Below are 19222 nucleotides of genomic sequence, written 5' to 3' on the forward strand. Positions count from 1 at the left end.
GGGTTGCAGGATATTGCGGGTGGCCGCCATCGTGATGATCGTCCTTGCGGGGACCGCGCTCGCCGAGCATTACACCCGCGACGACGCCTCGAGCCAGGCGCTCACGAAGCATCTGCACAAGCATCGGCTGCCGATGGTCGGGGCGCAGGTGCTCGACGGCGACGACGGCAGCCGCCAGGTGATTCTCTACGGCTTCGTCGCGACGGACCAGGGTCGCTACCACGCCGAGCAGCGCGCGCGCGCCTACCTCGGCACCCAGGAAATCACCGTCGATAATCGGATCGTCGTTGATTCTCACGTGCGCAAGGAGCAGCCCGAGCCGCCGCCTGATTATATGACGTTCAGCCCGTTCGCCACGCCGTCGCCGCCAACGAGTATCTTCAGCGCGCGGACGCCGATCGCGCGCTTTCCGACGCCGATTCCGACGATCGCGCCGAATCTGTTCGTGCCCTAGCCGCATCGCAGGCCCGCGGCGTGATACGATATGCGCGCCGTGGCCGACAAGGTCATATATCTGCGCGAGCCGAAGGCGCCGCCTACCGACGAGCGCAATTTCAAGATCAAATACGCGGAGCTGTTGAACTCGGCGCAGCTTGAAGCGGTGCGTCATCGCGAGGGTCCGCTGCTCGTGATCGCCGGCGCGGGCTCCGGCAAGACACGCACGCTCATCTATCGGGTCGCGCGGCTTATCGAGAGCGGCGTGCCGCCCGGCGCGATCCTGTTGCTGACGTTCACGCGGCGCGCATCGCAGGAGATGCTCCGGCGCGCGGAGCAGCTCGTCGGCGATCGCGCGGGCGCAGTTGCAGGCGGCACTTTTCATTCGTTCGCCAATACCGTGCTGCGCCGCCATGGCAACGCGATGGGCCTCAAGCCGAATTTCACCATCCTCGATCGCGCCGACATGGAGGACGTCGTCAACCTGCTCCGCACTCGCCTCGGCCTCGGCTCGCGCGAGCGGCGCTTTCCGAAGAAGAGCACGATCGCCGAAGTGATCAGCATGGCGCGCAACAAGCGGCGCGAGCTGGACGAAGAAATCGAGACCGATTTTCCGCACCTGATCGAGCACAAGACGGAAATCCTGCAACTCGCCGCGAAGTACGAAGAATACAAGCGCGAGCGCGGCCTGCTCGACTACGATGATCTGCTCTATCGGCTCGCCGAGCTGCTCCAGCAGTATCCGAATATCCGCAAGCGTATCGCGGAGAGCTACCGCTTCATCATGATCGACGAGTACCAGGACACCAACCTGATCCAGGCCGAGCTGGTGCGGCTGCTCGCGATGGATCATCACAATGTGATGGCGGTCGGCGATGACGCGCAGTCAATTTATTCGTTTCGCGGCGCGAACTTCCGCAACATCATGGATTTCCCGGCGCTCTTTCCCGGCGCCAAGCTGGTCAAGCTCGAGGAGAATTATCGCTCGCTGCAGGGAATTCTCGACGTCGCCAACGACCTGATTTCGCGCGCCGGTGAGAAATACACCAAGGCGCTATTCACCGGGCGGCGCGGCGAGTTCCGCCCGCTGCTGGTGCGCGCACAGGACGAACACATGCAGTCACGTTTCGTCGCGCAGCGCATCCTCGAATTGCGCGAGGAAGGCGTCGAGCTCAACGAAATCGCGGTGCTGTTCCGCTCGAGCTTTCATTCGTTCGACCTCGAACTCGAGATGCAGCGGCGGGACATCCCGTTTATCAAGCGCGGCGGCTTCAAGTTTATCGAGACCGCGCACATCAAAGACGTGCTCGCGCATCTGCGCGTTGTCGCGAATCCGACGGACGCCGTGTCGTGGCTGCGCATACTGATGCTGGTGAAGGGGATAGGCCATCGCACGGCGGAGCGTTCGGTCGACGCGATCGTCAGTGCGGAGCGGCCTGAAGATGCGCTGGCGAAGATGGGCGGCACGCGCGCTGGCTCTGAGAGCGGTCTGAAGCGCCTCGCAGGATTGTTCCAGGTGCTGCGCGGCGAGGGCCAGCGACCCGCGGAACAGATCGCATCGACGCTCGAATACTACTTGCCGCTGATGCGCGAGGCCTATCCCGACGACCATCCGAAGCGCGAGCGCGACCTCGAGCATTTCCAGAATCTGACGGAGCGCTATCGTTCGCTCGAATCGATGCTCGCCGACATGGCGCTCGAGCCGCCAACCGATTCGCTCGACGGCGTGTTATCAACGGAACCCGAAGAAGGCTACGTCACCCTCAGCACGATCCATTCCGCCAAAGGTCTCGAATGGAAAGTGGTCTTTCTGATTTGGGCCGCAGACGGCCGCTTCCCCGGTCCAATGAGCGTAGGCCCCGAAGAAATCGAAGAAGAACGTCGCCTGATGTACGTGGCCTCAACCAGAGCCCGCGACGAACTCTACCTCTCGTACCCCATCTACATGTTCGACCGCACTTTCGGTCACGTAATGGGCCGCGCCTCAAGATTCCTGGAAGATGTCCCGCCCGATTTGCTCCCCACGGCGACGCTGCAGGAGTCCGAGGACAACTGATCTAATTCGCAGTGAAATATTCGCTGCGTCTCAAATACTCAGAACCCTCACCTGCCAAAGGCGCTCGATCGCGCGCCAGGCGCCCTCTCCCGTGAAATAACGGGAGGTGGATTGACGGAACTTCGCTAACACGATGTCATCACAGCTTTTCCTGACCGTTTGGCCCCTCTCCTTATCCCAGGAGAGGGATAGGAAGGCTTCGTGCTAACTGATTGTCATACGCTGGTCCGCGCGTTTTGCTCCAGCGAACCTAGTGCGGTTGAGACGATGCCGACGAGACCGGATTTCTCACTTCAAATTTTGCGTAGCCTGGGTCTGGCTCGTCGAGATGCATTGGGAGTGATACTTCGCGTAGGACTGGGACCTTCTCGGTGATCGTGCCGGTGGCGGGGGCGTCCTTTGGGACTGTGATCACGCGGGTGCCTGTGAAGCGCACGATCGTGGGGAGCATCGGGCCCATTTCGGTGTAGCGGGTGTGGGTGGTTTCGAAGAGCGTGTCGCTTTTGAAGAGCTTTGAGCCGGCGCGGATCAGGTATTCGTCGTTGCCGAGCGGGAGCACTGCCGTTGACGCGCTGATTACATAGATATGGCCGACTGTGGGGCGCAGGAATCCGGGGTAGAGCGGATTCACGCCGAGCCAGAACGGGATCAGCAGCTTATGCGGCGGCTTCTGGCCGTAGAGCGTTACCTCAGCCTGGCGATCGTTGTTGCCGAGGACGAAATCGTGGCCCGCGAAGTCGCGGATGATGTCGCGGCTCAGCTGGTCGTCGGGCGGCGTAGTGATTTCGCCGGTCGGGCCGAAATCGAGCGCCTTGTTCGGACACGCGGAGACGAACGGCACGATCGCAAGCGCGAGCGCGGCGAATATGATGCGGCGCGCGATCATTCCTTGTGGTAGCGGGCGTAGCTCGCAGGGATGCCGCCCTCGAGCGTCCACTTCATCGGCAGCGAGACCTCGCGCAGGATCGGAATCTGCACGGTCTTGCCTTCCGGCGTCGTGAACTGCCGCAGCCCCATGTATTGCACGATCGTCGGCAGGATTTTTCCCGTGCCGACATAGTGCGTGCGCGTTGTATCGAAAACCGCTTCCTGCTTAACCAGAGTGCTGCCCGCTTCGATCATCCATTCGTCGGTCGCGAGTGGCTTGCCGAGCATCGCCTCGCTGATGACGTAGTAGTCGCCTTCCTTCGGCTGCGTGACTCCAGGCACGAGCACGTTGATGCCGAACCAGAACGGCAGGCGCATGAACTGATCCTTGGGCCATCCGACGGGACGGACCTCGGCAACCTCGTTGTTATCGCCGAGAACGAAGGTCTTGCCACGAAATTGCAGCTCGACATCCTCGGCGCTTGCGTAGAGGTTACGATGCACGGGCGCCGGCGACGGCGGCGATGATTTGCATCCTGCGCCGAGCGCGAGCGCCAATCCGATCGCGATTGCGGTGAGGAGCCGGCGCTTACGATGCACGTGCGTAGTGCGAGGCAATCTCTCGTCCGATGAGCTCGATCTGCCGCGGCCATGCCGAGGGCTCCGCGATCGGCCACAGCACGAACTTGTCGAGGCCGTGCTGCGTGTACTCGCTGAGGCGGCCGATGACATCCTCGGGCGAGCCGAACACCGAGCGCTCGAGGAACTGCTCGGCGCCGCGGCCCATCGCAGCGAGCATCGGCTTCATTTCATCGAGCGCCTTCTCGCGCGAGCCCGCAATGCGGCAGAGTAGGATGAGGCCCGCCTCGATACGCGCGTTGGCGCGGCCGTAACCGGCAGCATACTCGCGAATCTTATTGATACTGGTCGCGTATTCGTCGGGCGTCTGGAACGAAGCGAAAAAGCCGTCGGCCAGGCGGGCGGTGCGCTTGAGCGCGCCGTCGGATTTGCCGCCGACCCAGATGTCCATCGTGCCCGATTCGTTGTTAGTACGCGGCGTGGGGCGCGGCTCGATCGTGACGTCATCGAAGTTGAAGAATTTTCCGTGATAGCTCGCCTTGCGATTCTTCCAGACCGCGCGCAGCACCTCGATTCCTTCGTCGAGCCGCTTGCCCCGCGATTCCGCCGGCACGCCGCAGAGCGCATAGTCGGCGACGTTCGCGCCGGTGCCGACCGCCATCACCATCCGGCCCCCCGAGAGGTAATCAAGCGAGGCGAATGCCTTGGCGACCATCAGCGGATGCCTGAGGTTGAGCAGCAGGACGCTCGGGCCGAGTTTCATGCGCGACGTATGTGCGGCGAGCATGGAAAGCGTCGCGACTACGTCTAATTCGGGTGAGGGCGCGAGAAGATGATCGGAGAGCCAGAACGAATCGAGACCCCAGTCCTCGGCGCGCGCGGCGACGCGGACGAGTTCGTCCGCCGATGGCATCCCGAGGCGCCAGAGGCCGAAGCCAACGCCAACCTTGACCTGCTTCATCGAACAAACTCCATCAATTGCGCGCTAACGGACATCATACTAGCATAGCGCTCTCTTCATGAATGCGATTCCGGCTCGCGACACCTCCGTCAACGTTACGATACTCGGCTCCGGGGACGCATTCGCCAGCGGAGGGCGCGCTCAGTCGGCATATATAATAGATGCAGGCGGCGTTCGCATCCTGCTCGAGGCCGGTCCCGATGTCCTGCGTCTGCTCAAAGCAGCGAATATTCCTCCCGACAGTATCGATCTCCTGATCATCAGTCATCTGCACGGCGATCATATCGCCGGGCTGCCGTTCCTGATGCTCGAATACATGTGGGAAAGTCCCCCCAAGCGTCCGCTGACGGTTATCGGTCCGCGCCACCTCGAGGAGCGCGTCAACGGCCTCGTCCGACTTCTGTATCCCAACGCCGATCTGTCGAAGCCCGGCAAGAAGGCGACCGGGAGCGAGCTCGCGAAGAAGCTGAAGTTTTTCGTGCTCGAGCCGGGCAAGAGAGTGCGCGCGAGGAACGTCACGATCGGCGCGATTCGGAGTCCCCATACCAAGCCGGATATTTCGCTCTCGCTGCGGATCGGGATCAACGGCAAGACGATCGTCTTCTCGGGCGACAGTGGATGGAACGACGCGCTGCCGGAATTCGTGCGCGGCGCGGATCTGTTTCTGTGCGAGTGCACCTACTTCGAAAGCAAGCATCTCACCTTTCATCTCAACTACCCTGAACTTGCGGCCAATCGTGATAAGTTCGAGGTCGGCCGCATGGTGCTGACGCATCTCGGGCGCGAAGTTCTGAGTCATAAGGAAATCGATCCGGGCGACGGAAGCCTCGAGATCGCTTATGACGGGATGAAGATCGGGCTCTAGCAGCGCGTCGCGCCAAACTGGCGGCAAGGAAAAATCGCGATGGCAATTCTTCAAGGCAAGCGCGGGCTAATCGTGGGCGTCGCCAATGATAAGAGCCTCGCCTGGTCGATCGCGCAGGCGCTCCACAGCGAAGGCGCCGAGATCGCGCTGACATACCAGGGCGAGGTGCTCGAAAAGCGCGTGCGGCCACTCGCCGCGCAGATCGAAGCCGATGTGATCGGCGAGCTCGACGTGACCGACGACGCCGGTATCGAGAAGGTGTTCAAGGCGCTGGGCGAGAAATGGGGTGGGCTCGATCTGCTCGTGCATGCGGTCGCATTTGCCGAGCGCGAGGATCTGCGCGATCGGTTTCTCAACGTGAGCCGGCAGAATTTCGCGCGCTCGATGGAGATCAGCGCGTACTCGCTGGTCGCGCTCGCGCGAGCTGCGGAGCCGCTGATGGAAGCGCGCGGGGGAGGCTCGATCGTCACGCTCAGCTACCTCGGCGCGGTGCGCGCGATTCCGAACTACAATGTGATGGGGGTCGCCAAGGCGGCTCTGGAGGCCTGCGTGCGGTACCTCTCGACGGATCTTGGTGGCAAGAATATCCGCGTCAACGCGCTTAGCGCGGGACCGGCGCGCACGCTCTCGTCGTCGGCTATCAGCGGCTTTCATACGATGGCGCATGATGTCGAAGAGCGCTCGCCGCTCAGGCGCGCGATGCGCCCGGCGGAAGTCGGCTCGATGGCGGCGGCGCTTTTGAGCGAACTTTCGAGCGGCGTCACGGGCCAGACGATCTACGTCGACGTGGGATACAATATCGTCGGCTTCTAAACTCGCGCCCGCGCGGCGACAGGAGAGTCACGATGGCAATATTCATTGTTCCTCAACTCTCGGATAATTTCGCGTACCTGATTGTTGACGACGCGAGCAAGGAATGCGGCGTTGTCGATTGTGCCGAAGCGGACAAGGTAATCGCGGCGGCGAAACAGCATGGCGTGAAACTCGTCGCGGTGCTGACGACGCATTGGCACGGCGATCATTCGGGCGGCAACGCGGACATCGCGGCGAAGATCCCGGGCATCGCGATTTATGGCGCCAAGGCCGAGAACGGCCGTATCCCGGCGCTGACGAATCCTGTCGGCGATGGCGACACGGTGAAGATCGGCGCGCTCGAAGGCCGCGTAATCGGAATCCCCGCGCACACCAACGGCCACGTCGCGTACTTTTTTCCGAAGCTCAACGCGGTGTTCACGGGCGATACGATGTTCGTCGCAGGATGCGGCCGCGTGTTCGAGGGCAAAGCCGACACGATGGTATCGTCGCTCGCCAAGCTCGCGGCGCTGCCGGACGCGACGCAAGTTTACTGCGGTCACGAATACACGGAAAAAAATCTCCGCTTCGCGCTCACGCTCGAGCCGGGCAACGCCGCGCTCAAGGCCAAGCACGACTGGGCGGTGAAGGCGCGGGCCGAAGGCAAGTGGACGGTGCCCTCGACGATCGCCGACGAGAAAAAAACCAATCCGTTTCTACGCACCGACAGCGCCGAGCTCCGCGCCAGCATCAAGAACGCGGATCCATCGATCGGCAGCGATCCAATCGCGATCTTCGCCAAAGCCCGCGAGATGAAGGATCACTACTAGAAGATCTTGGTGCCTTCGTGCTCTTCGTGGCGAGTTCTGTTTCTAAATGTCGAGCCGACTTACCCCGAGAAGGGCTTCAGCATCACCAGCAGCAGGATGCCGACGAGCAGCAGGCTCACGATGCCGTGGATCATCATGAACTCGCCACGCGTGGCGCGCGACGGATCGTTCTCGAGCTGGGCCGCGCGGCTGAAGAAGCGGTAGTGGAAGTAGAGCAGGATCACCACCAACGTCAGCTTCAGGTGCAGCCAGCCCTGCTTGATCACGCCCGGTTCCATGAAGATCAACGCGATGCCGAGCACGATCGTGATTGCGGCGCCGAGGTGAACGCCGAGGCCGAGCCGCCGCGTCACAACGATGATCCGCTCTTTCGCTACGCCAACTTCCTCGGGCACGCGCGCCAGCAGCGATGCGAGCGTGAGCAGGCCGCCCACCCAGGTGATGACGCCGAAGACATGAAGTGCAATCACAACTGCGAGCATCGCTAACCCCTTATCAGTCTCGCGAAATTTCGATTCCGCCCGTGATCGTAAGCGCAATCGCCGCGATCACAGCTCCGGCCAGGTAAGGCGCGGCCGGTCCCGCTAACTCGTAGATGATACCGCCTGCGATCGGTCCGAGAATTCGCGCCAGCGACTGCGCCGACTGACTGACGCCCAGCACCTCGCCCTGCAGACCATGCTGGGTCGAACGTGAGATCAGACTCGCGACCGAAGGACTGGCGAAGCCGTAGCCGATCGACAGCGCCGCGAGCATCGCAAACAAGGCGCCGCGCTCGGTCACGCTGCCGAGCGGCGCGAGTCCCGCGACCATCAGCACGAGGCCGATCTTCAGGAGCCGTGCCTCTCCGGTATGCTCGACGATCTTGCCGACAAGGTAGCCTTGCGCGAGCGCCTGGATGAGTCCGGCGAATGCGAAGAGTCCGCCCACTCCGGCCGCGCCGTAGCCATAGACGTGCGGCACCATCATCGCGAAAGTGGCTTCCAGAGCCGCAAAGGCGAATGTCATCAAGAATGCGATCAGGAACATCCGCGCGAGGTTGTGCTGCGCGAGTTGCCGCGGCAGTTGGAGGATCGGCGCCGACAGATGCGAGAACTCGAGTCGCGCGCCGGGCTCCGGCGGATGCGACTCCGGCAATCGCGTCGCGGCGAAGATCAGATTGCCGAAGGTGAGCGCCGCGGCGAAAAAAACCGGAGTGCGCAAACTCGCGTGGCCCAGGATTCCGCCGAGGGCCGGACCCAGCACGAAGCCCAGTCCGAACGCCGCGCCGATGAGTCCCATGCCGCGCGCACGATTTTCCACCGTCGTCGTATCCGCGACGTACGCCTGCGCGGTCGAAACCGTCCCGGCGCATGCGCCGTGAACCGCGCGCGAAACGAGCAGCCATACAAATGATCCGGCGAAGCCGTAAATGACGTATCCGATCGACGAGCCGAGCAGGCCGAGCATGATCACCGGCCGGCGCCCGATGCGATCCGAGACCCGGCCGAGAATCGGCGCGACGATCAGTTGCATCAGCGAGTAGATCGAGAGCACGAGGCCCACGCCGGCGGCGCCCACGCCCATCTTCTGCGCGAACATCGGCAGAAAAGGAATGACGATTCCGAAGCCGAGTAGATCGATAAAGACCGTCAGAAAGAGAATTAGCTGCGAGGCGCCGCGCGACTCGGCGGGCGCGGGTGCTTGCTTGAGTGGTTCGTTACTTGGCATTGATCGGACGCGCGCGGTTGAACAAACCCTACGCCGAAGATGCAGTCAAGCGTAAACCCGCGCGCGAGTGGGGATTTGCTATGTCGATTTCGTATCGCGACGAACTCAAACGCAAAACCGTAAGCGCCGATGAGGCCGCCTCGAAAGTGAAGTCGGGCGACTGGCTCGACTACGGCTTCGGCCTCGGCCAGCCCGACGTTATCGATGCCGCGCTGGCGGCGCGAATCGGCAAGCTCGAACGCGTCAAGCTGCGCGGATGCCTCGCGCTCAAGCCGCGCGCGATCGTCGAGGCCGATCCCGACGGCGATCACGTCAATTACATCTCGTGGTACTTCTCCGGCCTCGAACGCAAGATGCACGATCGCGGATTGTGCATCCATACGCCGATGAACTTCGGCGAGGCGCCCGATTACTACCGCCGCTTCATCGACGTCGACGTCGCCGTGATCAAAACCGCGCCGATGGATGAGCAGGGCTTCTTCAATTTCGGCCCGTCGATAACGTACGAGAAGGCGATCACTGAGAAAGCGAAGACGGTGATCGTCGAGACCGACGCGAACATTCCTTATGTGTTCGGCGTCGAGACGGGCGTGCATATTCGCGACGTTGATTTCGTCGTCGATGGCGGAGGGCACAAGCTGCCCGAGCTCATCAATCCGCCGGCGAGCGAGGTCGATCAGAAAGTCGCGCAACTGATCGCGCCTGAAGTCGAAAACGGGGCCTGCGTGCAGATCGGAATCGGCGCGATGCCCAACGCGGTGTGCGAGTTGCTCGCCACCTCAAATGTCACCGACCTGGGCGTGCATACCGAGATGTTCGTGGATTCGATCGTTTCGCTTTACGAAGCGGGCAAGGTCACCGGCGCGCACAAGAAAAACAATCTCTACCAGATGACCTACACCTTCGCCGCGGGATCGGAGCGGATGTATCGCTTTCTCGATCGCAACGCGGCCTGCTTCGCGGGGCCGGTCGATTACACGAATCTCCCGGCCAACATCATGCAGAACGACAAGGTGATCTCGATCTGCAACTGCGCGCAGCTCGATCTCACGGGCCAGGCCTGCTCCGAAACTGCGGGGGTGCGGCAGATCAGCGGCACCGGCGGGCAGCTCCAGTTCGTGCGCGGCGCGTATGCCTCGCGCGGCGGCAAATCGTTCATGTGCCTTGCATCGACGTACGAGCGCCACGGCCATCGCGCGAGCCGCATCGTCGCGCGAATCGACGAGTGCAACATCGTGACGACGCCGCGCACCGACGTGATGTACGTGGTGACCGAATTCGGGATGGTCAACTTGAAAGGCAAGTCGGTGCCGGAGCGGGCGCGCGCGCTGATCTCGATCGCACATCCGGACTTCCGCGAAGAGCTCGAGCAGCAGGCGCGTGACTACAAGTTGATCGGCAAGTCGATCTTTTAATGCGGCGGCGCGGGGGGCTCGTCGGCGAACTTGTACACGAGCTCGCCGGAGCGGGTGTAGCCAAGCTCGCGCCGGATAAGGTGTTCGAGGTATCTATCGTCGGAACGCAGCTTCTGAACGCTTGTTCTGAGCGTTGCGTTGCGATCGAGCAGGGCCTGGCGCTGGGCCTCGAGCGCCACCCGATGTTGACGGAGGGTCAACAGGTCGCGCGGCCCCAAAGGCCCCCAAATACCGTTAACCACCAGTATTAGCAGGACCCCTCCCAGGGCCAGGCTCGGCCACTGGCGCCTAAGATGGAAGCTCAACCGCGACATCCTGCCGATGGTAAAGCATTGGGCCTTCGCAATTCAAGAGCGCTAATGGATGAACGATATTCTAAAATCATGAAAATCGCGGCAGGTCCTAGAGTCTTTCGACTTTAAAATTTCTTTCTAAATTCTTCTCTACAGCTCTTGCGTTACGAATAACACGTTTCTATAATCGGCACCGTATCGAGGGAGAATCGTCTCCCCTATTAGAATGGGTGCTTTTCCAGCAGCATCCCGACTCGAGAGGAGGACCTATGCCAGTTAAGAAGAAAGCCGCTCCCAAGCGGACCGCAAAATCCAAACCGATGCGTAAGAAGGCCATGCCAGCAAAGAAGAAGCCGGCTAAGAAGACCACCAAAAAGAAGTAACCACTAACAAGTTTCCCTTCGGGCAAAACCCGAAGGCTGGCTAAGGCTGGATAGCTGCTGGAATAAGGCCGAGGCTTTTTGAGCCTCGTATAACCGAGAGCCCCCGACATCGGGGGCTCTCTCTTTTTGTGGACGCGCGCTTGCCTCGTCGCCCGCCGCTCTCCTAAATCATGGACGGCACTGTGCTCGCCGGAGGCCCGGATGGCATCGACCCCTCATGAGTTCGACGCGATAATCGTTGGCGCACGTGTCGCCGGCACCGCCGCCGCGATCATGCTCGCGCGGCAAGGCCGTCGCGTGCTCGTCGTCGATAAAGCTGCGTTTCCTTCCGACACGATCTCGACGCATATCGTGCTCGCCGGCGGCACGAGGGTGCTCGCGAAGATGGGCGTGCTGCCGATGCTCGAGCAGCTCGGCGGCGTGCGCTTCGATGCGATGCGCGCCACGGGCCCCGGCTTCGACTACACCAGCAGCCTGATCCAGAACGGCGAAGATATTCGCGGCCTCTGCCTCGGCCGCCTCAAGATGGACGCGGCCATGATCGATGCGGCGCGCGGTATCGAATCCGTGATGATGCGCGAGCGCTTTCGCGTCACCGATTTGATCATCGAGGACGGCGCGATCGTCGGCATCCGCGGCGAGGATTCGACTGGCTCCCACGAGTTCCACGCCCCGCTCACGATCGGCGCCGACGGCTTCCGCTCGACAATCGCGCAGCTCGGTGAGGAACGCCTCGGCGCGTTCAAGCGCGTCGATGTCCCTTGCCGCCGCGCTTATTACTACGCCTACTACCAGGGCGTCGATCACCAACGCCTCCGTGACGAGTTGCTCACTGAGTTCGAGTCGGCGCCTGGCGAAGCGAGCTTAATCTGTCGATGCGAAGATGGCCGCGCCGTCGCTGCGGTCGCTTTCGACACCGAGGAGATGCGGAACTTCCGCACCGATCTCACCGGCAACTTCAATGCGCATCTCGGCAAGTCGCTCCTCGTCGGCAAAGTGCTCGAAGGCGCGACGATCGCGAGCAAGGTGCTCTCCGCAGGATTTCTTCTCAACACCTATCGCGATCCCGTCGTCAACGGCGCGCTGCTGCTCGGCGATTCCGGTCTCCATGTCGATCCACTCTTCGGCCAAGGGCATTCGCTCGCACTGATGAGCGCCGATATCATGCAAACCCTTGCACCCGAATGGTTCTCAGCATCGCGTGGCAGTGCGATCAGTGCCGACGCGATGTCCACTTTCACTCGCGAGCGCGACGCCGCGCTCATGCCGTATTACAACGCCAGCGTGCGCGTGTCGCGGGAACTCGCGCTCGACAAGGCGACGCTTTATGCGCATCGCGCGGCCAATACCGCGCAATGGGCGGCCGACGAGCTGATTCGCTTCGGCCAGATGGCGTCGGGGCGCAAGATCTTCCCGAGCTTCCGCTTCGCGCGCGTGATGGGGGCGCAGCGGCGCGACGCCTGAAGCATGGACACGCAGCTCGGCCGCTTCGCGGCGCAAATCGAGCGGCCCGAACCGATCAAGTTCGCGTCGCCGATCGTGCTGCTGCCTGAGCTGTTTACGACCTCGCGGCATCTCGCGGTGATGCTCGGCTACCTCGCGACAATCGGATGGGAAGTTTACGCGCCCGACTTGCGATCCGCTGGCGCACCGCTCGGCACGATGCATTTTGACGATCTGCTAGCGCTCGCCGGTGAAGCGATCGACGCAATCGATCGCGAAGTGATCGTCGCCGGCCACGGAATCGGCGGCCTCCTCTCGATGTGCCTCGCCGGCCGCCCGCGAATCAAAGCAGGAGTCGCACTAGCGCCGATGCTCCCCGGATTCCGCTCGCCATTCGTCACCGGCATCGCAAACCGCCTCGCACTATGGCGCGGGCGCGCACTCCCGGCGCCGTCCGGCCGCACGCTTTTCGATTTCGTAGCCGACGCCGAAGCATTCCAGCGCGACGTGATGATCTCCGCAATGATCCCCGACGCTGGCGCCGCCGCGCTCGACGTCGCACACGGCGCAGTAGAGCTCCCAGAGCCATCGCGCGCCGCACCAAGGCTGATAATCGCAGGCGAATCGGATCCGTTCGCCCCCTTCGATCGCGTGACGGCGATGGCGGAGAACCTCGGGGCGAAGCTGGTAAAGATCCCGGGACGCGGGCACTGGTTAATCGGGGGCCGCGCGCTGGAGCGCGCAATCAACGAGATGCAGCGCTTCCTCGTCCGCGCCCTCGGCCAGGATCTCCTGCTGCTCTTCCCCGAAGAATGGAAAGAGCGCTAGCTCATTCGAATTGGGATGCCTGCCATCGGCCCCGCCACTCCCGTAAGCGCGCGAAGCGCGATCCTTATAGAACCAGAGCGCATCATCCATCACTTATCGCGATTGCTCCTCACATCAACACAAAACTAAATTCAAAGCCGGAGGCCATCACCATGAGCGAGCGCAACCTCATCATCGACGAAGAATCGGGCATCGTCACGATCACGATGAACCGGCCCGAGAAGCGCAACGCACTCTCGGTCGCGATGATGTCCGAGCTGATGGCGGAGCTGAAAGCGATCGGTGCGCGCAAAGACGCGCGCGCCCTGATAATTGCAGCGAACGGCCCCGCATGGTGCGCCGGTCACGATCTCTCGGAGCTGCACGCCCGCGATCTCGCATTCTATCGCCACGAATTCGATCTCTGCGCGCAACTGATGCAGACGGTGCAGGCGATTCCACAACCAGTCATCGCGCAAGTCCACGCAATCGCCACCGCGGCGGGATGCCAGCTCGCCGCAACCTGCGATCTCGTCGTCGCCAGCGAGAGCGCGAGATTCGCCACGCCCGGCGTGAAAATCGGCCTCTTCTGCTCGACCCCGATGGTCGCGCTCTCCCGCGCAATCGGCCGCAAACGCGCCATAGAGATGCTGCTGACCGGCATCCCAATCGACGCCCACACCGCATCGGAGTGGGGCCTCGTCAATCGAGTAGTAAAAGACGCCGACCTGAGATCCGAAACGCGGAAACTCGCCCAACAAATCGCCGACGCCAGCGCTCTGACAATCGGCATCGGCAAACAAGCCTTCTACGCCCAAATCGACCTCGACCAGCAAAAAGCCTACGACTACACCAAGGAAGTAATGAGCCTGAACGCGATGGCCTCGGACGCCCAGGAAGGCATCTGCGCCTTTTTAGAAAAACGCCAGCCCTCCTGGACCGGAAAGTGAGAATTGAGAATGTGGGGGGATAAATTACTCGATCTTATTTTCGAGCAGAACTACTCCAAGGACTGGCCTGAAAAAGCCGAGCAAGGTTGGAACGCGCTGTTTGGTTCGCCGAATGGCCGCTACCCAGCCAACACTAAAGAAAGCAAGTTTCAAATCAGGAATCCAAGAGCGCCGGAAAATTCGGATTTCGCTCCCTTTGTTGCCTTTATAAATCCGCAAAACCCGAAATCGGGGGCGTATGGCGGGATGTCCGTCGCGATCTTTCCCGGTGTCGATCGCTCCGCGCTAATTACGTTCGTTGTTGGCACTAACGGGCTCGCGCCAGACGAGGTGATTCTCGGTCGCCCAGGGCATTCGCGGAAGGTCAGGGCTATCTGCGACTGGCTAAATGCTGAATTCGGAAAGGGCAAGCGCGTCGCTTGGGCGAAATATGATCCAACGCGGACTGAACAACAATTGCCGAAGGAGGTGCGTGGCGATTTTCCGAAATACAATCAGACTCTGGAGAAATATGGATCTTTCATTTACGGAATGTTCGCGGCATTCGACGACCGCCGCTCGACCCTCGATGGGCTCACTGCTTTTCTGGATTTGATGTTCGATGAGCGAGGCATCACACCACTAGGGCCGCACTTATCTGAAGCGGAGCAGATTCAGACGCAGTGGTTCCGATACCTCATGCCACGCGAAAACGAAGTGAGTATCACTCAACTGCTGAAGGAGCGGCGTTACGTGCTAATCGAAGGGCCGCCTGGTACAGGAAAGACCAAACTCGCGCGAGATTTGATTTCGTCTCGATACAAAGGCGAGGGCACCACAATACAGTTTCACGCCAATACTACTTACGAGAACTTCATTGGTGGTCTCGCGCCGGAGTCGTCTAACAGAGACCTTGGACTCAGCTTCAAACCCAAAGCGGGCTATTTAATGGAAGCGGCTGAGAAAGCGTCCAAACTCAGTGGAGGCGCTAAATACCTATTGCATATCGACGAGATAAATCGTGCCGATATGGCAAAGGTTTTGGGCGAAGCAATCTATCTACTTGAAGCGGACGAGAAGGAACCGCGGACGTTGAACTTACCATTTGACTTTGAAGGGATCGGAAAACAATTCAAGCTCCCCGAAAATCTTCATATCATCGGTACAATGAACACTGCCGATCGCAGTCTTGCGGTTATCGATGTAGCCATCAGGCGTCGATTCGCGTTCGCGAAACTCTGGCCGCAAATGGAGATAGTCGAGAAGCTCGGATGCGATCTGACGCGCCAGGCGTTTCGGATGCTGCTCGGAATCTTCGTCGAACACGCCACCGACGAATCGCTTTCTCTTGTTCCGGGCCATTCTTATTTTCTCGAAGCGGACGAAGAGCGCGCAAAGCGCCGTCTGCGTACGACTTTGGTTCCGCTGCTCGAAGATTATTTGGCGCAGGGCTATGTTGCGCCGTTCTCGGAAGAGATTCGATCATACCTTCAATGGCTCGCAACCGCGTGCGCATAAATGGCCGCTGCCAAAAAAGTCCAGTTGCGATTGCCTATTCCCCGTAGGGCATATAAGGCGCAGAGCGGGATCATCGAGACACTCGATTCGACCAGCGCTCAAATACCGAGCGGCTTTCTGGCCTCCGGACAGCAGCCGCGCGATCCCAATTCTCAGTTGGCTCGATTGGCGCAGCAATTTGCCACACAGAATCGCGCCCGCCTGAGGTTGCTCAATGCCGAGCTACAGACCACCTACGACGGAACCTCAGTTCACCTGCAAGTAACCACGCATTCAGAAATCGGCGCGGTCTCGCTCGTTTCGCCAACGACCGGACGCAGCGAGTATGGATTAGTTATCAAACCACGATTTGGATGGCCGGGCATCGGGCCGATCCTCGGGGCGAGCGGATGGAGAGTCGCGCCTTCCCCATTAGGCACTCCGTCGCTTCCGCGGTCAGAACGCAAAATACCACCGTGGGTATTGGCCGCAATCGTGATCTTCCGAATGCGAGCGCTGGTGCAGAACCTTGATCGCAAATTCGAGATGACCTCGGGTGAACGCCGCGCGCCACGAGGCTCAGTGGCATGGGAAGAATACGCGCGCCGCAAAATGTCTTGTGCGCGGCTGCTGGAAGTCCCCTGTCGTTTCCCAGACCTGCGCGAGGACCGCGAGCTGAAGGGCGCGATTCGCTTTACGCTCGAAAGACAACTCGGAAGTCTTGAGGGTCAACGCACCGCGGGCGCGTTCGTGCTCGATCTGATCGTGCTTTGCCAGCAGTTGCTGAACCGAGTTCGAGATTCGCCAGCGATGCCGCCGCGCGCGGCGACTGTCGCGACGTGGATGCGCGGCAGTTTGCGAACTGAGATTTTCAGGCGCGGCGTGGAAGCAATTGAGTGGACCGTCGACGAGCGCGGCCTTGCCGGCCTAAGCGACCTCCAGGGATTGCCTTGGGTAATGTCGATGGAGTCCTTTTTCGAGGCTTGGGTCGAAACAATCATGGCTCGCGTCGCGCACTCGGTTGGAGTCCGCCTTATCTCGGCTCCCAGAAATCGCTCATCCCCGACGTAACACTTGAGCGCGAGGACCTCACCGTGATTGTGGACGCGAAGTACAAGGACCATTGGGAAGAGATGCAGGATCGGCGCTGGACGAACCTCGACGAAGAACTGCGCGAACGTCATCGTGATGATCTGCTCCAAGTCCTAGCCTACTCAACGATCGCACGTACACGGCGAGTCGTTGTCTGTCTGGCCTATCCGTGTCGCGAAGACACGTGGGAGTCGCTGCGAGAAACCGGCAGACTCTTCCATCGCGCATCGGTTCCTGCGGGAGACCGCCAAATTGAGTTGCTGCTCACGGCGTTCCCGTTATCGACTCGTGTGTTGGACGATGTTGTGAAAGAGGCCTCGAAACAGATTGCAACCACGAATTAGGATAAAACGATGCGAACACTCCAGCCGTCAGCAAGAAAATGGCCTCAACCAAAGCGCGCTTCCGAGAAGCTGGTCCTCGCGGCGAGGTATCAGGCACTGTCCGTTCTGATCGATTTGCCTTGGCGTGAGCGCGCAAAGGCTGTGCGGATGTTGATCGATTATCTAGAACCTGTGGTTGGAACTATGGAAAGGGCGGCAGAGCTAAACAAGCCTTTCTTTCCGCCGCAATGACATCCATGGTTGGAACCTCCGCGATGACATTCGCCATGACATATTGATTCCCTGTCTGCCTACCGATACTCTCAAGCATGGCGCACCTGAGAAATTGGAACGCGCGTAAAATCTGAGTTGGCGAATTGTGCCCGCGGGATGACCGCGGGCTTTTTTTTACCCAAGGAGGTCCCATCATGCCGCATCAGGAGCTTCGTGAAGCACTTACCTTCGATGACGTGCTCTTGCTGCCCCAGGCATCCGACATCCTGCCCTCGCAGTGCGATGTCTCGACCAACCTGACCCGCAACGTCCGCCTCAATATTCCGCTCGTCTCGAGCCCGATGGACACCGTCACCGAATCGCGCACCGCGATTGCGATCGCGCAGATGGGCGGGATGGGCTTTATCCATCGCAACCTTTCCGTCGAGCAGCAGGCCGCCGAAGTCGAGACCGTCAAGAAGTACGAAAGCGGTATGATCGTCGATCCGATCACCGTCGATCCCGAGCAGCGAATCGGCGACGTGTTCGCGATCATGGAGCGTTACCGAATTTCGGGATTGCCGGTCGTATCGAACGGCCGCCTGGTCGGGATTCTCACTAATCGCGACCTGCGGTTCGAGAAGCGCCTCGACAAGCAGGTGCGCGAGGTCATGACGACCAAGCTCATCACGGCCCGGCCGGGTATCTCGCTCGAAGAAGCCAAGGAGATGTTGCAGGCGCATCGGATCGAGAAGCTGCCGCTGGTCGATGATCAAAATCGGCTGCGCGGACTGATCACCGTCAAGGACATGGACAAGGCCATCCGTCATCCTTACGCGAGCAAGGACAGCATGGGCCGCTTGCGCGTGGGCGCCGCGGTAGGAGTCGGCGCCGATCGTGCCGAGCGCGTCGCGGCGCTCAGGCGCGCGGGTGTCGATGTGCTCATCGTCGATACCGCGCACGGTCATACGCGCAATGTGCTCGAGGCGATCAAGGCGACCAAGCAGGAATGCCCCGACATGGACGTGATCGCCGGCAATATCGCGACCTCCGAAGGCGCCAAGGCGCTGGCCGATGCGGGCGCGGACGGTCTGCGCGTCGGGATGGGTCCCGGATCGATCTGCACGACGCGCGTCGTGTCCGGCGTCGGCGTGCCGCAGGTCACCGCGATCATGGATGTCGTCGCGATCGCTGAGCCGCGCGGCATCCCCGTGATCGCCGACGGCGGAATCCGTTTCTCCGGCGATATCACCAAGGCGCTCGCTGCGGGCGCAAATACGGTAATGATCGGATCGCTGTTCGCGGGTACCGAAGAAAGCCCGGGCGAAACGATTCTTTACCAGGGCCGCACCTACAAGCTTTACCGCGGGATGGGCTCGCTCGGCGCGATGAGCGAGCGCACGCGCGATCGCTACGGCCAGCAGGAAGTGACCGACGGCAAGTACGTGCCCGAGGGAATCGAGGGCCGCGTCCCGCATCGCGGGTCGATCGCGAGCAACATCGAGCAGCTCGTCGGCGGCCTGCAGTCGGGCATGGGCTATATCGGCGCGCCGAGTCTGCCCGAGCTGCGCCGCCGCGCGAAATTCGTCCGCGTGAGCGACGCCGGGATGCGCGAGAGCCACGTCCACGACGTGTTCATCACCAAAGAGGCGCCGAACTATCGCCAGTAGCACCGGGTGCTCGAACATCCGCGCTTGAAATGCGACAATCGTCGGCGCCGCGTGATGGTGGA

18 protein-coding genes are annotated in these 19222 nt (G+C 61.1%); 12 read left to right on the forward strand and 6 right to left on the reverse strand.

Annotated elements, in window-relative coordinates:
• The first annotated feature begins 19 nt into the window (after positions 1-19).
• Together VMA09_18325 and VMA09_18330 are read left to right on the forward strand one after the other, a co-directional pair.
• Positions 20-454 carry a hypothetical protein gene (locus VMA09_18325; GenBank protein HUA35572.1) on the forward strand — a complete coding sequence of 145 codons (435 nt, stop codon included), beginning with the start codon at positions 20-22 and terminating at the stop codon, positions 452-454.
• A gap of 39 nt (positions 455-493) precedes the next feature.
• Positions 494-2491: an ATP-dependent helicase gene (locus VMA09_18330; GenBank protein HUA35573.1), complete on the forward strand. Its 1998-nt coding sequence runs from the start codon at positions 494-496 to the stop codon at positions 2489-2491.
• A 250-nt stretch (positions 2492-2741) separates the two neighbouring features.
• On the opposite strand, the gene VMA09_18335 is transcribed toward VMA09_18330, so the two are convergent.
• Genes VMA09_18335 through VMA09_18345 form a run of 3 tightly spaced genes read right to left on the reverse strand, consistent with a single transcriptional unit; the run spans position 2742 to position 4898 of the window.
• Positions 2742-3377: a hypothetical protein gene (locus tag VMA09_18335; protein HUA35574.1), complete on the reverse strand. Its 636-nt coding sequence runs from the start codon at positions 3375-3377 to the stop codon at positions 2742-2744.
• Positions 3374-3958 carry a hypothetical protein gene (locus tag VMA09_18340; protein HUA35575.1) on the reverse strand — a complete coding sequence of 195 codons (585 nt, stop codon included), beginning with the start codon at positions 3956-3958 and terminating at the stop codon, positions 3374-3376. Before VMA09_18340 ends, VMA09_18335 begins: the two co-directional genes overlap by 4 nt.
• Positions 3948-4898 carry an LLM class flavin-dependent oxidoreductase gene (locus VMA09_18345; GenBank protein ID HUA35576.1) on the reverse strand — a complete coding sequence of 317 codons (951 nt, stop codon included), beginning with the start codon at positions 4896-4898 and terminating at the stop codon, positions 3948-3950. Before VMA09_18345 ends, VMA09_18340 begins: the two co-directional genes overlap by 11 nt.
• 58 nt (positions 4899-4956) lie before the next feature.
• On the opposite strand from VMA09_18345, the gene VMA09_18350 reads away from it, so the two are divergent.
• The 3 genes from VMA09_18350 to gloB are packed head-to-tail and all read left to right on the forward strand — an operon-like array spanning position 4957 to position 7385.
• Positions 4957-5763 carry an MBL fold metallo-hydrolase gene (locus VMA09_18350; GenBank protein ID HUA35577.1) on the forward strand — a complete coding sequence of 269 codons (807 nt, stop codon included), beginning with the start codon at positions 4957-4959 and terminating at the stop codon, positions 5761-5763.
• Positions 5764-5802: 39 nt separating this feature from the next.
• A complete protein-coding gene (locus tag VMA09_18355; protein ID HUA35578.1) occupies positions 5803-6576 on the forward strand; it encodes an enoyl-ACP reductase in 774 nt (257 codons plus the stop codon).
• Between the two features lie 32 nt (positions 6577-6608).
• On the forward strand, positions 6609-7385 hold the full coding sequence (gene gloB, locus VMA09_18360; protein ID HUA35579.1) for a hydroxyacylglutathione hydrolase: 777 nt from the start codon (positions 6609-6611) through the stop codon (positions 7383-7385).
• A gap of 59 nt (positions 7386-7444) precedes the next feature.
• On the opposite strand, the gene VMA09_18365 is transcribed toward gloB, so the two are convergent.
• Entirely contained in the window at positions 7445-7867 is a 423-nt protein-coding gene (locus VMA09_18365) for a CopD family protein (GenBank protein ID HUA35580.1), read from the reverse strand.
• Between the two features lie 13 nt (positions 7868-7880).
• A complete protein-coding gene (locus VMA09_18370) occupies positions 7881-9095 on the reverse strand; it encodes an MFS transporter (GenBank protein ID HUA35581.1) in 1215 nt (404 codons plus the stop codon).
• An 80-nt stretch (positions 9096-9175) separates the two neighbouring features.
• Between VMA09_18370 and VMA09_18375 the strand changes: the two genes are divergently transcribed.
• Positions 9176-10510 (forward strand): acetyl-CoA hydrolase/transferase C-terminal domain-containing protein, encoded by a 1335-nt coding sequence (locus VMA09_18375; protein HUA35582.1) that lies wholly within the window; start codon positions 9176-9178, stop codon positions 10508-10510.
• On the opposite strand, the gene VMA09_18380 is transcribed toward VMA09_18375, so the two are convergent.
• Positions 10507-10824, reverse strand: a complete 318-nt coding sequence (locus VMA09_18380; protein HUA35583.1) for a septum formation initiator family protein — start codon at positions 10822-10824, stop codon at positions 10507-10509. The two genes, VMA09_18375 and VMA09_18380, sit on opposite strands and share 4 nt — an antisense overlap.
• A 563-nt stretch (positions 10825-11387) precedes the next feature.
• Here VMA09_18380 and VMA09_18385 point away from each other — a divergent pair.
• The 6 genes from VMA09_18385 (at position 11388) to guaB (ending at position 19160) form a co-directional block, all read left to right on the forward strand.
• The gene (locus VMA09_18385; GenBank protein HUA35584.1) at positions 11388-12650 is read left to right on the forward strand and encodes an FAD-dependent monooxygenase; all 1263 of its coding nucleotides are present in this window, start codon (positions 11388-11390) and stop codon (positions 12648-12650) included.
• Between the two features lie 3 nt (positions 12651-12653).
• Positions 12654-13457 carry an alpha/beta fold hydrolase gene (locus VMA09_18390; GenBank protein ID HUA35585.1) on the forward strand — a complete coding sequence of 268 codons (804 nt, stop codon included), beginning with the start codon at positions 12654-12656 and terminating at the stop codon, positions 13455-13457.
• Between the two features lie 152 nt (positions 13458-13609).
• Entirely contained in the window at positions 13610-14386 is a 777-nt protein-coding gene (locus tag VMA09_18395; protein HUA35586.1) for an enoyl-CoA hydratase, read from the forward strand.
• 9 nt (positions 14387-14395) lie between these two features.
• The gene (locus VMA09_18400; protein ID HUA35587.1) at positions 14396-15883 is read left to right on the forward strand and encodes an AAA family ATPase; all 1488 of its coding nucleotides are present in this window, start codon (positions 14396-14398) and stop codon (positions 15881-15883) included.
• Between the two features lie 929 nt (positions 15884-16812).
• Positions 16813-17298 (forward strand): hypothetical protein, encoded by a 486-nt coding sequence (locus VMA09_18405; protein HUA35588.1) that lies wholly within the window; start codon positions 16813-16815, stop codon positions 17296-17298.
• Positions 17299-17705: 407 nt separating this feature from the next.
• Positions 17706-19160 (forward strand): IMP dehydrogenase, encoded by a 1455-nt coding sequence (gene guaB, locus VMA09_18410; protein HUA35589.1) that lies wholly within the window; start codon positions 17706-17708, stop codon positions 19158-19160.
• Positions 19161-19222: the final 62 nt, after the last annotated feature.

Source organism: Candidatus Binataceae bacterium (genome assembly GCA_035508495.1).
Classification (GTDB): domain Bacteria; phylum Desulfobacterota; class Binatia; order Binatales; family Binataceae; genus JASHPB01.

Excerpts from the sequence above, each read along its gene's own strand:
- VMA09_18335 (HUA35574.1), bottom strand. The coding sequence starts at position 3,377 with ATGATCGCGCGCCGCATCATATTCGCCGCGCTCGCGCTTGCGATCGTG.
- VMA09_18345 (HUA35576.1), bottom strand. The coding sequence starts at position 4,898 with ATGAAGCAGGTCAAGGTTGGCGTTGGCTTCGGCCTCTGGCGCCTCGGG.
- VMA09_18350 (HUA35577.1), top strand. The coding sequence starts at position 4,957 with ATGAATGCGATTCCGGCTCGCGACACCTCCGTCAACGTTACGATACTC.
- VMA09_18355 (HUA35578.1), top strand. The coding sequence starts at position 5,803 with ATGGCAATTCTTCAAGGCAAGCGCGGGCTAATCGTGGGCGTCGCCAAT.
- gloB (HUA35579.1), top strand. The coding sequence starts at position 6,609 with ATGGCAATATTCATTGTTCCTCAACTCTCGGATAATTTCGCGTACCTG.
- VMA09_18365 (HUA35580.1), bottom strand. The coding sequence starts at position 7,867 with ATGCTCGCAGTTGTGATTGCACTTCATGTCTTCGGCGTCATCACCTGG.
- VMA09_18370 (HUA35581.1), bottom strand. The coding sequence starts at position 9,095 with ATGCCAAGTAACGAACCACTCAAGCAAGCACCCGCGCCCGCCGAGTCG.
- VMA09_18375 (HUA35582.1), top strand. The coding sequence starts at position 9,176 with ATGTCGATTTCGTATCGCGACGAACTCAAACGCAAAACCGTAAGCGCC.
- VMA09_18380 (HUA35583.1), bottom strand. The coding sequence starts at position 10,824 with ATGTCGCGGTTGAGCTTCCATCTTAGGCGCCAGTGGCCGAGCCTGGCC.
- VMA09_18385 (HUA35584.1), top strand. The coding sequence starts at position 11,388 with ATGGCATCGACCCCTCATGAGTTCGACGCGATAATCGTTGGCGCACGT.
- VMA09_18390 (HUA35585.1), top strand. The coding sequence starts at position 12,654 with ATGGACACGCAGCTCGGCCGCTTCGCGGCGCAAATCGAGCGGCCCGAA.
- VMA09_18395 (HUA35586.1), top strand. The coding sequence starts at position 13,610 with ATGAGCGAGCGCAACCTCATCATCGACGAAGAATCGGGCATCGTCACG.
- VMA09_18400 (HUA35587.1), top strand. The coding sequence starts at position 14,396 with ATGTGGGGGGATAAATTACTCGATCTTATTTTCGAGCAGAACTACTCC.
- guaB (HUA35589.1), top strand. The coding sequence starts at position 17,706 with ATGCCGCATCAGGAGCTTCGTGAAGCACTTACCTTCGATGACGTGCTC.